Origin of the sequence: Serratia sp. EWG9, assembly GCF_019913725.1 — a bacterium.
GTDB classification, from domain to species: domain Bacteria; phylum Pseudomonadota; class Gammaproteobacteria; order Enterobacterales; family Enterobacteriaceae; genus Serratia; species Serratia ureilytica.
On sequence record NZ_JADNRO010000001.1, the window covers coordinates 1,062,504 to 1,074,340 of the forward strand.

The 11,837-nt window shown below is 59.4% G+C and carries 12 protein-coding genes; 8 read left to right on the top strand and 4 right to left on the bottom strand.

Features of this window, described 5'->3' with window-relative positions:
• Positions 1–44: 44 nt before the first annotated feature.
• The 3 genes from ITX55_RS05200 to ITX55_RS05210 form a co-directional block, all read right to left on the bottom strand.
• The gene (locus tag ITX55_RS05200; protein WP_033642624.1) at positions 45–725 is read right to left on the bottom strand and encodes a hypothetical protein; all 681 of its coding nucleotides are present in this window, start codon (positions 723–725) and stop codon (positions 45–47) included.
• Between the two features lie 177 nt (positions 726–902).
• Entirely contained in the window at positions 903–1,331 is a 429-nt protein-coding gene (locus ITX55_RS05205) for a universal stress protein (RefSeq protein WP_033642623.1), read from the bottom strand.
• Positions 1,332–1,510: 179 nt separating this feature from the next.
• Entirely contained in the window at positions 1,511–2,227 is a 717-nt protein-coding gene (locus tag ITX55_RS05210; protein ID WP_033642622.1) for an autoinducer binding domain-containing protein, read from the bottom strand.
• A 347-nt stretch (positions 2,228–2,574) separates the two neighbouring features.
• On the opposite strand from ITX55_RS05210, the gene ITX55_RS05215 reads away from it, so the two are divergent.
• The 7 genes from ITX55_RS05215 (at position 2,575) to ITX55_RS05245 (ending at position 9,679) form a co-directional block, all read left to right on the top strand.
• Positions 2,575–4,104, top strand: a complete 1,530-nt coding sequence (locus tag ITX55_RS05215; RefSeq protein WP_108680417.1) for a 3-hydroxyacyl-CoA dehydrogenase NAD-binding domain-containing protein — start codon at positions 2,575–2,577, stop codon at positions 4,102–4,104.
• A gap of 9 nt (positions 4,105–4,113) precedes the next feature.
• Positions 4,114–5,325: an acetyl-CoA C-acyltransferase gene (locus ITX55_RS05220; RefSeq protein ID WP_108680416.1), complete on the top strand. Its 1,212-nt coding sequence runs from the start codon at positions 4,114–4,116 to the stop codon at positions 5,323–5,325.
• A 15-nt stretch (positions 5,326–5,340) separates the two neighbouring features.
• On the top strand, positions 5,341–6,552 hold the full coding sequence (gene hemA, locus ITX55_RS05225; RefSeq protein WP_042784152.1) for a 5-aminolevulinate synthase: 1,212 nt from the start codon (positions 5,341–5,343) through the stop codon (positions 6,550–6,552).
• Positions 6,549–7,721 carry an MFS transporter gene (locus tag ITX55_RS05230; protein WP_223084856.1) on the top strand — a complete coding sequence of 391 codons (1,173 nt, stop codon included), beginning with the start codon at positions 6,549–6,551 and terminating at the stop codon, positions 7,719–7,721. Before hemA ends, ITX55_RS05230 begins: the two co-directional genes overlap by 4 nt.
• Positions 7,714–8,433: an enoyl-CoA hydratase-related protein gene (locus tag ITX55_RS05235; RefSeq protein WP_108680414.1), complete on the top strand. Its 720-nt coding sequence runs from the start codon at positions 7,714–7,716 to the stop codon at positions 8,431–8,433. The genes ITX55_RS05230 and ITX55_RS05235 overlap by 8 nt, the downstream gene beginning before the upstream one ends.
• A gap of 135 nt (positions 8,434–8,568) precedes the next feature.
• Complete coding sequence (locus ITX55_RS05240; RefSeq protein ID WP_108680413.1) at positions 8,569–9,135, top strand: GNAT family N-acetyltransferase; 567 nt, start codon at positions 8,569–8,571, stop codon at positions 9,133–9,135.
• Positions 9,110–9,679: a hypothetical protein gene (locus ITX55_RS05245; protein WP_226772991.1), complete on the top strand. Its 570-nt coding sequence runs from the start codon at positions 9,110–9,112 to the stop codon at positions 9,677–9,679. The genes ITX55_RS05240 and ITX55_RS05245 overlap by 26 nt, the downstream gene beginning before the upstream one ends.
• A 111-nt stretch (positions 9,680–9,790) precedes the next feature.
• Here ITX55_RS05245 and ITX55_RS05250 read toward each other — a convergent pair whose 3' ends face one another.
• Complete coding sequence (locus ITX55_RS05250) at positions 9,791–10,093, bottom strand: putative quinol monooxygenase (RefSeq protein WP_033633403.1); 303 nt, start codon at positions 10,091–10,093, stop codon at positions 9,791–9,793.
• A gap of 384 nt (positions 10,094–10,477) precedes the next feature.
• Between ITX55_RS05250 and ITX55_RS05255 the strand changes: the two genes are divergently transcribed.
• Positions 10,478–11,791, top strand: a complete 1,314-nt coding sequence (locus ITX55_RS05255; RefSeq protein WP_108680412.1) for an MFS transporter — start codon at positions 10,478–10,480, stop codon at positions 11,789–11,791.
• The last annotated feature ends 46 nt before the right edge of the window (positions 11,792–11,837 follow it).

Sequence of the window (11,837 nt, forward strand, 5' to 3'; positions counted from 1 at the left end):
CCGAATTGATGCCCCCGCGCCGCCAATCCGGCGCGGGGCGAAGTTTAGCCTGCCTGAGCCAAGTCGCTGTGCAGGCGCTTGCGCCACACGGGTTTGCTGTCCCATTGGGCGAAATGTTTCGCCTCTTTACCAGGTTGCACTTTGTGCCACATACCCTCTTGCCACCGGATCGGTTCCTTTCCGCGCAACGTTGGGCGGGTCTGTTTAATCGTTCGTTGCAAGACGCTCGCTTCTTCCGCAGTAATGTTCGGCGCCTGTCTGGCGGCGTCCAGCGCGCGGCTTCCCAGCGGTGCCATCACCTGATACAACACTTTGACCTGCTGTAGCGTCGCTTGCTGATTCGTGCTCATGCCTTTGCCGGACCAGTCGTCGAAATTTTCACCGGGATCGTCACCCTGCGCGCGATATTCGTTACCCGGACCCTCGACGATATTCCAGCCTTGCCAGGTCACCAGGGTATGTAACCCATCGCGATCCTGCAGATTTTCATTCTTGATCTGTTTGAGCACCTCGGCGCGGTTAGGCACACCGATCAGATTCATAAACTCGTCGAGCGCGTTCCAGTGCTCGCCAGCCACCAGACCATTCCAGACATTGCGTAAACAGTTCCAGGGGATGGTGTGATGCCAGGTCAGCGTGATAAGCGGTTTGGTTGGCGTATGTTGCCAATGGCTCGGTTCACTGCCTCGATCGCCTCTGATGATCCCATCGACTTCTAATGGCATGGCTGCCCCTCTTCTGGCTGAAATAAAGAATATGCGCAAGGCCGCTGGCCCGGTCGGCATAAAAAACGTCAGCTAAAATCGTAGCAGCTCAGGCTGAGATGGCAATAAAGCGGCCTGCGTTCTGCGGCCGACCGGCGACCGCAGAACGCGCATGAAAACGGCGGGCTTAAAGGAGGATTATCGAACCACCATCACCGATATATTGGCATGGCGAACGATGGCGGCGGCGTTGGAGCCCAACAGATAAGTTTTCACGCTCGGGCGACGCGAACCGATGATGATCAGATCGGCGTCGATCTCTTCCGCCAGTTCCAGCGCCTGATCGCGCGCAGAGCCAAAGCTGACGGTGTAATTGAGGCGATCTAACGGCAGATCGATTTCCGACATGATTTTCTTCAGCTTCTCCACCGCCTTCACTTCCGCCTGATTCTCAAACTCCTTGAGACCGAACGAATAGGCAGTAACAAAAGCCGAGGCATCCGGCAGCGCATGGAAAAAATGCACTTTAGCGCCGGACATCTTCGCCAAATATTCCACATGCTTCAGCGCATGCTCGGTCAACAGATCCTCTTCAATATCTATCGGCACTAAAATAGTCTTGTACATATCACATCCTTTCTATGTAAACCGGGTGCCTACAGAGTACTGCCGCGCACGGGCGCGGTGAACCGCTTTATCACGCTTTTGTGATCGGAGGTAAATACTGATAAGGACAATGCTTAATTTAACAAAATATAAACATCGCGCCGCTAACTGATAGGCGATTAATTATTTATTTCTCGCAATTAAATCAGCTGTAAATAAACGGCTTTGGCGGTGGCTGCGGTCTTATTGGCGACCGAAAGTTTTTTAATCGAGTTACCGATATGGAAATTGATCGTACGTTCACTCACCCCCATCAGCAGCGCGATCTCTTCCGCCGTTTTGCCTTCGCTGCACCAGCGCAAGATATCTTTCTCGCGCAGCGTCAGCACATCTTTTATCGCTTCGTCGTTCACCGATATCAACGCTTCACGCAGCGTTTTGTGGGCGGTTTGCGCCAGCCAAAGGAAAAAGAGTTCATTCACCGCGCCGGCCTGCGGCGTTTGCTGCGGCAGCGTCTTGCCGGCAAAAGTCAGGATCCCCAGGCGGCCATAGCAATCCTTGACCGATTGCGACCACCCGGTGTGCAGACCAAACTGCGACATGCGCTGCCAAAGCGCCGGCCGCTCGTGATAAAAACTTTCGTCCCACTGGAATTGCAGCGTGGAATGGTGGGCTCGCTCGATGACAGGATCCTGCAAATACGCCCGCTGCCGCCGATAATCCTCGAGATAGCGCGCCGGAAACGTTCCTTCAACCCGCATTTTTGGCCGGCTCGCCGGATAACAGGAAAAAACGATGTAGGAGAAATAATCAAAACCCAGCGCCTCGACGCAGCGCCCCAGTTGGGTCAGAAAACGTTCACGATCGGTCAAACTGCCAATCACCTCCGCCATGAGCCGTTGAGTGCGGGTATCCATAACGCAGGTTCTCCAAATAGCGATGTCGATTTATCGATAGGTCAGACTCACTATAGGATATCGCCGCCCGGCGCCAATAGCCGTTTCATATAATAAAAAATACGAACGCTATAACGAAAAAAGCTATTCCCCGGTTTATTTCCCTCAGAATAAGCCTTTTTATTGGGTTGAGCCGCAAAACTACGCGAATAGCATAACCCCGTCTGCAGATAAACCTGTCATTTCTACCGTTAGACAGCCAAGACACCGCCAATTACTTTCCTCACAGGCACCCGGTGCCGCCGTAAATCCAAAGAGATAATAAGCATTTGCGAATTTCGCATGGCATACAGTGACGGGGATTTTCTATGGCAGAAAGTAATGCGGCAATTCAATCGGCTGCGATTATCGGCGCGGGAACGATGGGCAGAGGCATCGCTTATCTTTTGGCGCAAAAAAGCATTCGTACGGTGCTTTATAATCGCAACGGCAATACCCTCAATCAAGCTCGCGACGCTATCGTGCAAGACCTGAACAAAAAGGTGGAACAGGGCAAGCTCGCGCTGCAGGACAAAGACGCGGTGCTGGCTAATCTGACGTTCTCCGCGGAATTTGGGGCCATCGCCGACAGCGATCTGGTGCTCGAAACCATCGCAGAACATGAGCAAGCCAAACTCGAGGTGCTGGCGGCCATCGCCGCGACGGTCAAGCCCGACACGCTGATCGCCACCAATACCTCCTCACTGTCGCTTAATAAGCTGGCGACGGCGGTAACGCACAGCGAACGCTTTATCGGTTTGCACTTTTTCAACCCCGCGCCGCTGATGAAGCTGATTGAAATCATTCCGGCCTATTTTACCGCACAGGTTACCACCGAACGTTGCCGTCAACTGGTGGCGGCGTTGGGGAAACGCGATGTCGTCTGTCAGGCCACGCCGGGATTTATCGTCAACCGTATGGCCCGCCCCTACTATCTGGAAGGGTTCCGCCTGTTGGAAGAACACGTGGCGCGTGCGCCGCAGATCGACCGCGCCCTCAAAGCCGGCGGACACTTTCGCATGGGGCCGCTCGAGCTGACCGATTTTATCGGTCAGGACATCAACTATCAGGTCAGCCGGCAAATTTGGCAGGACATGCAGTACGATCCGCGCTATACCCCGGGCCATCTGCAGCGCTCGCTGGTCGATGCCGGTCTGTTGGGCAAAAAGAACGGCCGCTCCTATTTTTCCACCGAAGAATCTCCCCCGCCGCTTGCGGCCGCCGTCGATGCGGAGGTCGAGACGCTACGCATTTACGGTGAACATCCTCTCTTTACCCTGCTACAGCAGCGGGCCGCCCTGCAATGGCCGCGGCTGCGCGTGGAACAACGGCCGACATTACCGGGCCTGGGCGCCGCCATTCAGGTCAATGACGCTTTCACCGTCAGCGTTACCGATGGCCGCACGGCAAACCAGCTTGCCGAACAGACCGCGGCGGACGCCTTTGTCGTCGATGTCGCCCTGAACTACGGCGATACGGCGTACCTGGTGGCGGCGCATAGCCGCCACGCCTCTGCAGCCAATAAGGCGCTGTTTTTACGCCTGCTGCACACCGCGATCCCGCAGGTGGAATTTATCAAGGATTCCCCGGCCCTGATCGTCGCCCGCGTGCTCAGCAGCCTGATCAACGAGTCGGTGATCATGGTGGAAAGCGGCGTCTGCAGCCGGGAAGACATTGATGTCGCCGCCGTCGCCGGCGTGAACTACGCCGACGGTATTTTCGGCTGGCTCACTCGCCTCGGGGAGGAAAATGTCAGGACGACGCTGAGCAACCTGGCGCAATTGCTGCACGCGGCGCGCTATGCGCCGCATTACACCCTTCTGCACGCCGCCCAACCGGCGCTGACCACCACGCCTTAAGGATCCATGATGAGCATTAAAGATGACGGTGTTTATCTGATCGACGGCACGCGCACGGCGATCGGCGCCTATGGCGGCAGCCTGGCGCATACCCGCCCCGATGATATGGCGGCGACGATTATTCGCAGCCTGTTTCAGCGCCATCCGGTGGTGCAGCAGGATCTGGATGAAGTAGTGCTGGGCTGCGCCAACCAGTCCGGCGAAGACAACCGCAACGTCGCCCGCATGGCGACGCTGCTTTCCGGGTTGGATCAGTCGGTGCCGGCCATCACCCTCAACCGCCTTTGCGCCTCCGGGTTGGATGCGGTGATCTACGCCGCGGCGAAAATCCGCAGCGGCCTCAGCGAACTGATTCTGGCCGGCGGCGTGGAAAGCATGAGCCGCGCGCCCTATGTGCTGAGCAAGGGCGAAACGCCGTTCGACAAGGGGGTAAAGCTGTACGACACCACGCTGGGATGGCGCTTTGTCAACCCGCGCCTGGCGGAACGCTACGGCAGCGATCCGCTGGGCATCACGGCGGAAAACGTGGCCCAACAGCAGGGTATCTCACGCGAGGAACAGGATCTGTTCGCGTTGGGCTCGCAGCAAAAAGCCCGCCGGGCGATCGACAGTGGTCGATTGGCGCGGGAAATCACGCCCGTGGATGTGCCGGCGGATCGTAAAACCACCCGCATATTCGCACAGGACGAATTCCCCCGGCTCAGCACGCTGCAGCAGTTGCAGGCGCTGAAACCGGCCTTCGCCGCCGGTGGTTCGGTCACCGCCGGCAATGCTTCCGGCATCAATGACGGCGCCGCCGCGCTGCTGCTGGCCTCCGGGCGCTACGTGAAACGCCAGGGCTGGCAACCGCTGGCGGAGATCGGCGACAGCGCGGCCGCCGGCGTCGCGCCGGCGCTGATGGGACTGGGGCCAATCGCCTCCACCGAGCGCTTACTGCAGCGCGGCGGTTTCACGCTGAATGATTTTGACATCATCGAGATTAACGAAGCCTTCGCCGCGCAGGTTCTGGCGGCGCTGAAACACTGGCGCATCGACGCCGGCGACGCGCGCGTCAACCCAAACGGCGGCGCCATCGCGCTCGGCCATCCGCTGGGAATGTCCGGCGCGCGCCTGGTGCTGTCGGCGGCGCTGGAATTACGCGATCGGCAGGCCGGCAACGCATTGGTCACAATGTGCGTCGGCGTCGGTCAGGGGCTGTCATTAAACCTTAAAGCCGTTTAACACAAGGAACATGCTATGAGCGTACTGAACATTCTTGAAGAAAAGTTGGCGGAAACCAAAAAACAGGGGCGTTTTCGCGAGTTCCTCAACCTTGAACGCGGCGTGCAGGACAAACCCTGGGCCACCAGCCACGGGCAGCAAGGCGAGCGCCGTCTCAACGTCTGGTGCTCAAACGACTATCTGGCCATGAGCCACCACCCCAAAGTGCTGCTGGCCACCACCGACGCGGTTAACCGAGTCGGGTTAGGTACCTGCGGCGCCCGCAGCATTTCCGGCACCTCGGTCTATCACACTGAACTGGAAACGCTGCTGGCCAGCGCCTACGGCAAAGAGTCGGCGCTGCTGTTCACCACCGGCTTCGGCGCCAACGACGCCACCTTGTCCACCCTGTGCGACGCCATTCCCGATCTGATCGTGTTCTCTGACGAACTGAATCACGCCTCGATGATTTACGGGATTCGCTACAGCAAGGCGGAGAAAAAAATCTTCCGCCATAACGACGTGGCGCACCTCGCCGAGCTGCTGCAGGCCGCCGATCCGGCGCGGCCAAAGCTGATCGCCTTTGAGTCGCTGTATTCCATGGACGGTGACTTTGCTCCCCTGGCGCAGATTGTGGCGCTGGCGGAACAGTATCAGGCGCTGACCTATCTCGACGAAATTCATTCGGCCGGCGTGTATGGCGAACGGGGGCTGGGCTATGCCGAACAGCTGGGCCTGTTGGATAAAATCACCATTATCCAGGGCGGGTTCGGCAAGTCTTACGGTGCGGCGGGCGGCTATATCGCCGCGCCCCGTTCGGTGGTGGAAGCCGTGCGCAGCTGGGCGCCGGCATTCGTCTTCAGCACCTCGTCGCCGGCGCCGGTGGTGGCCGCCGCGTTGGCCAGCTTTAAATACAACCTCGAGCACGACACCCAACGCAAGCACCTGCTGGCGATCGTCGATCACCTGAAGACCGGTCTGCGCGCCGCCGGCATCCCGCTGGTGTCGGCAGATAGCCATATCCTGCCGCTGCGGGTCGGCGATCCCCATCGCAACAAACACATCAGTAAAGTGCTGCTCGATGAGCACGATATTTACGTGCAACCGGTCAATGCCCCGACGGTGCCTGCGGGCAGCGAGCGGCTGCGGGTGACGCCGACCTCGGCGCATTCCCATGCCGACGTGGAGACCTTCCTGGCGGCGTTGAGCCGGGTCTGGGCGGTAAACGATCTGCGGAGGGCGGGATGAAGTTAGCGGATTATAACGGCCATCTGGTCACGCTGTGTCTGATGGCGACCGGCACCTTCGCCATCGGCACCGACGCCTTTATCGTCGCCGGCGTGCTCAGCGACATTTCCGCGACATTTGCCGTCAGCCCCGCGCAAGCGGGGCAGTTGATATCGGTATTCGCGCTGGCCTACATGCTGTTTGCGCCTCTGACCGCCTGGCTGCTGGGCAACGTCAACCGCAAGCACATCCTGCAGTTGGCGCTGGTGCTGTTCATCGCCGGCAACCTGGCCTGCGCCTGGGCCACCAGCTATCTGCAGATATCGTTCGGCCGAGTGCTGGCGGCATTGGGCGCGGCCTGTTACACCCCGCAGGCCGCCGCCGCCGCGGTGGGGCTGGTGGCGGAAAAACGCCGCGGCCTGGCTATTTCCATCGTCTATGGCGGCATGACGCTGGCCATCGCGCTCGGCATTCCGTTCGGCACCTTTCTGGCCAAACTGATCGGCTGGCGCGACATCTTTCTGTTCATCGCCCTGCTGGGGGCGGTGGCGCTGCTCGGCCTGTCGCTGGCGCTGCGCGCTATTGCGGCGCCAGGCAAACATTCGTTGAAAGAACGGCTCGCCCCGCTGCGGCAAAAGGCGGTGCTGACCACGCTGCTGATCACCTTTTTCGCCGTGTGCTCGGAACACATTGTTTACAGCTACGTCAGCGTGCTGTTGAAAAACACCCAGTTCGGCCCGGAGGCCATTCTGCCTTTGGCGCTGCTGGTGTTCGGCATTGGCGCGGTGATCGGCAATTTTGCCTCCGGCGCGCTGACCGACGCCCTGGGCAGCAAATTCGTGCTGCTGTTTTCGGTGGCGATCCAGACGCTGTCCCTGTTCCTGCTGGCCTTTTACGTCACCTCGCCGTGGTGGGTATTGGCCATCTTTATTATCTGGGGCATCACCGGCTGGATGTATCTGGTGCCAATCCAACATCACCTGTTGTCGCTGTCGAAGCGTTTTGGCGCGCTGACCGTGTCGCTCAACAGCTCGGTGCTGTACGCCGGCATCGCGGCGGGCGGCATGCTGGGCGGCCTGACGCTCTACGCGTTGCCGGCCCACTATTTACCGCTGTTTTCGCTGCCGCTCGGCGCCATCGCCCTGCTGCTGACGCTGATCTTTTTCCGCGGGGAGGCCAGCGATGAGTGAATCACCGCCGGTGCTTTACGAACGTTATGGCGCGCAGGTTGCGGTCATCACCCTCAATCGGCCGGAGAAAAAGAACGCCATCAACCTGCAGATGGCCGAGTTGATCCGCAGTTACCTGCGGCAGGCGGATAATGACGATACGATACGCGCGATCGTCCTGGCCGGTCAGCCGGCGGTATTTTCCGCCGGCATGGATATTAACGCGTTCCGACAGGGCGAACTGCCCATCGTCACGCCAGAGGGATTCGGGGGACTGATCCATGCGCAGATCGCCAAGGTGATCATCGCCGCCGTTGACGGCATCGCTTACGGGGGCGGCTTTGAGCTCGCCCTGGCTTGCGATCTGATCGTCGCCGGCCAGAACGCACGCTTCAGCTTCCCCGAAACCGGGCTCGGATTGGTCGCCGCGCAAGGCGGATGTGCGCGCTTGCCGGCGCGAGTTTCTCCCTATGTCGCCCTTGACTGGCTGCTGACCGGCAGAACCGTCGGTGCGCGGGAGGCCCTGTCACACGGCGCCATTTCCCGTATCAGCGAGGGCTCGGCCCGCGAGGAAGCGCTGCGCATCGCCGAGCAGATCGCCGGGAAGGATCTCGCCGCCAGCCTGGCCGTGAAGGCCATCGTGCGCCAGGGGCTGACGCAGCGCGAGGCGCCATCGTTCGATTTTCAGCAGGCGCCGGTCGAACGCCTGCGTCAGGCGGCCGCTCGTCGTTAACCCCCTTATTGCTTGCCGGCTTGCCTGAGCCGGCATTTCCCGCTGCGCCTCCCCGCCACAGCTCATTTTACGCAGCCCGCCTCTCGGCGCTGGGCTACACTGCCGGTAGCCCTCATGCGCTGATAAGGAAAAATAATGCGCCACTTGCCTCTGCTGACCCCCAGACTGATCTTGCGCCCGTTCACCGCCGACGATCTGCCCCACTTTACCGCCTACCGCAACCATCCTGACGTTGCGCGCTACCAGAGCTGGAGCGACTACAGCGCCGCACAGGCGCAGGCCTTTTTCGCACAGCAACAGCGGCTCGCGTTTAACCGTAATGACAGCTGGTTTCAACTGGCGGTCGAGCGCCGCGAGGACGGCGCGTTGCTGGGCGATGTCGCGGTGCATTTTTTCGATGAAGGGCGTCAGGCTGAACTGGGCGTGACCTTCGATCCGGTTCATCAGCGGCAAGGACAGGCGCGCGAGGCGCTAAGCGCCGTCATCGCCCTGCTGTTCGGGCCGCTGGCGAAACACCGCATTACCGCCGTGGTAGACGCGCGTAATCTTCGCGCCGCCGCGTTGTTCAGCAAGCTGGGCTTTCGCCGTGAGGCCTGTTGGCGGCAAAACGTGTTTTTCAAAGGCGCATGGGGTGATGAATTCGGTTTCGCCCTGCTGCAAAGTGAATGGCGGGAGCATGAACAACATGACGCTGTTGAATAAATACCTTGGGCAATACCAGTTCTCTGAGCGGCATACGATCGTCATCACCGCGCCGCAATCGCGGGTGTTGGACGCCGTGGCCGCTTACGATCCCAAGCGCGATCGTTTTTTCCGCAGCATGATAGCGCTGCGCGAATTGCCCGCGCGGCTGATGCCACGCGATAAGCCTCGTCCTCCGCCGTTTGGCCTGCATAACTTTTGCCTGCTTGAGCAGGATGAAACCGCGTTGGTCTATGGCCTGATCGGCCGGTTTTGGCAGGCCGAATACGGTTTGGTGAAGGTCGCTGACGGGGCGGACTTTCAGGCCTTCGCTCAGCCCGGCGTCGCCAAACTGGCGCTGGGGTATGCCGCGAGCCCGCTGGAGGGTGGGCGCTGCCGCTTGGTAACGGAAACGCGCATCTTCTGCCCCGACAGCGCCAGCCGGCGGCGGTTTACCCCCTACTGGTATGCAATTCGCCTGGTCAGTGGGTTGATAAGACGCCGCATGCTGCGCGCCATTAAAACCGCCAGCGAAAAGCAGACGGCAAATCATTCACCAGATTGATTAATTTAAGAGCATTCCTAGGGAATGAAAATCATTATCAGCCTATTTTTTAATCACAACAAGATAGTGTTGAGAAGCCATTAACCCCGCCCCCTGCGGGGATTTTTTCGCCTATTTATCGCCTGTTTCAGGGAACGCCTGCATAAACAGGAAGGTGCAAGGCTTGCGCTGATACTGATTGATCTGCGGCACCAGCCGGGTGAAATGCTCGGTCTGACAATGCACTTCGAGAGCCGCGCGATCCGGCCAGCTTTCGATAAAAATAAAGTGCCCGGGATCCTGCTGGTCGATGCACAGTTCATAACTGATGCACAGCGGCTCCTGCCGGGTTTTCTCCACCAGCTCGCGATACCACGGCATAACGGTGTCAATGTGTTCCGGGTGAATGAAATCTTCAGCAATGACCTTCAGCATGTTGCGCTCCTGCGTTCTGTTGTGCCGCGCTTCACCTTATCGCCCTCCCTCGCGAGATGAAAGTGCCACTCTCCCGTGTCTGTCATCGGGTTCCCAATTCGGTGATAGCGCACACAGATCTCGATCAAAGCGCTTGAACGCGTCCTGGCCCTGTGTGAACTTTCAATTAACAAAAAAGCAACACACCATTCACCATGGTGATATCTGTACCGATATGCCGACGCAATACGCGGCGTTTTTTTCGCCCCTAAAGGCCTGACCATTAGTCCTTTAGACCTTTACGGCTCACGCAGAAAAGCCATGTCATCGCCGCATGATGGGCCACGGCGCCAGGACGGTCCTTATGACCGACGTTTATCATTCTCAGAAGAGAGGTTACCGCCAGTGAATCACGCCACCTATGCCGCTCCAGCGCTCAACGCCGCCATCCGCAAAACCTGGCGCAGACTGGTGCCATTGATGTTCGCCATGTACTTCATTGCGTTTATCGACAGGGTCAACGTCGGCTTTGCCAAAGACGCGATGGCCATCGATATCGCGCTGTCGCAATCCGCCTTTGCGCTGGGCGCGGGGATATTCTTTGCCGCCTATGCGCTGTTCGGCATTCCGGCCAACCTGTTGATGAATCACTGGGGCGCCAAACGCTGGCTCAGCGCCACCACCGCGCTGTGGGGGGCATTGTCGGCCTGTACCGGGCTGGTGGCCAACGAGCAGCAATTTATTGTCCTGCGCTTTCTGCTGGGGATCGCCGAAGCCGGCTTTTACCCCGGCATCCTGCTGCTGGCGTCGATCTATTTTCCCAATAAGGTGCGCGCCTCGGTCATTGGCATTTTCGTGCTTGGCGTACCGGCGGCCCTGACGCTCGGCTCACCGCTGTCGGGGGCATTGCTGGAGATGCACGGCGTGTTGGGCAAGCCCGGCTGGTTCTGGATGTTCGTGCTGGAAGGGTTGCCGGCCGTCGTCCTCGGCGTCTTCGCCTTTTTCTATCTCGACGATAGCCCAGGGCAGGCCCGATTTCTGACCGAGGAAGAACGTAATGCGCTGGTCACACAGCTGGCCGCTGAACAGCAGGGTACCGAAACCAGCAGCGTTAAAGCGGCGATGAGAAGCGGCAAAGTTTGGCATCTGGCGTTGATCTACGGCACCCTGCAAATCGGCGTATACGGCCTGATGTTTTTTCTGCCGTCGCAGATCGCCTCGCTGATGGGCACCCATCTCGGCTTCAAGGCCTCGTTGGTGGCCGCCATTCCCTGGGCATGCTCCGCGCTTGGCGTCTATTTCCTGCCGCGCTATGCCGACAGAAAAACCGCCAGAAGATTGCCGATCGCCGTTGGCTGCATGGTCGCGGCAGCGCTGGGGTTGGTCGTCTCTTCCTATGCCGGCCCGTTGCTCGCTATCGTCGCCCTGAGCTGTTGCGCAGTCAGTTTTCTGGCGGTACAACCCATTTTCTGGACGTTTCCCGCTCAGCTGCTCACCGGTCCGGCGCTGGCGGCCGGCATCGGTTTTTGCACCACGCTCGGCGCCGCATTCAGCTTTTTAGCCCCGCTGATCCGCACTGAGGCGGAACAGCGTTTTCACAGCCCGCATGCCGGGCCGCTGGTGCTGGCCGCCTTTTCGCTGCTGTGCGCCGTGCTGTTAGGGGCGCTCAGACATCGGCATGCTGAGGTACGCAAGCAAGACGCAGAGATAACCGGATAGCGACGCGTTATTTAGCCATTATTGAACCTGCGGATGGGACACTGAC

Bases quoted from the DNA above. Each gene is read 5' to 3' on its own strand.
- ITX55_RS05215 (WP_108680417.1), top strand. From the start codon at position 2,575: ATGGCAGAAAGTAATGCGGCAATTCAATCGGCTGCGATTATCGGCGCG.
- ITX55_RS05205 (WP_033642623.1), bottom strand. From the start codon at position 1,331: ATGTACAAGACTATTTTAGTGCCGATAGATATTGAAGAGGATCTGTTG.
- ITX55_RS05220 (WP_108680416.1), top strand. From the start codon at position 4,114: ATGAGCATTAAAGATGACGGTGTTTATCTGATCGACGGCACGCGCACG.
- ITX55_RS05235 (WP_108680414.1), top strand. From the start codon at position 7,714: ATGAGTGAATCACCGCCGGTGCTTTACGAACGTTATGGCGCGCAGGTT.
- ITX55_RS05245 (WP_226772991.1), top strand. From the start codon at position 9,110: ATGAACAACATGACGCTGTTGAATAAATACCTTGGGCAATACCAGTTC.
- ITX55_RS05230 (WP_223084856.1), top strand. From the start codon at position 6,549: ATGAAGTTAGCGGATTATAACGGCCATCTGGTCACGCTGTGTCTGATG.
- ITX55_RS05240 (WP_108680413.1), top strand. From the start codon at position 8,569: ATGCGCCACTTGCCTCTGCTGACCCCCAGACTGATCTTGCGCCCGTTC.
- ITX55_RS05200 (WP_033642624.1), bottom strand. From the start codon at position 725: ATGCCATTAGAAGTCGATGGGATCATCAGAGGCGATCGAGGCAGTGAA.
- ITX55_RS05210 (WP_033642622.1), bottom strand. From the start codon at position 2,227: ATGGATACCCGCACTCAACGGCTCATGGCGGAGGTGATTGGCAGTTTG.
- hemA (WP_042784152.1), top strand. From the start codon at position 5,341: ATGAGCGTACTGAACATTCTTGAAGAAAAGTTGGCGGAAACCAAAAAA.
- ITX55_RS05250 (WP_033633403.1), bottom strand. From the start codon at position 10,093: ATGCTGAAGGTCATTGCTGAAGATTTCATTCACCCGGAACACATTGAC.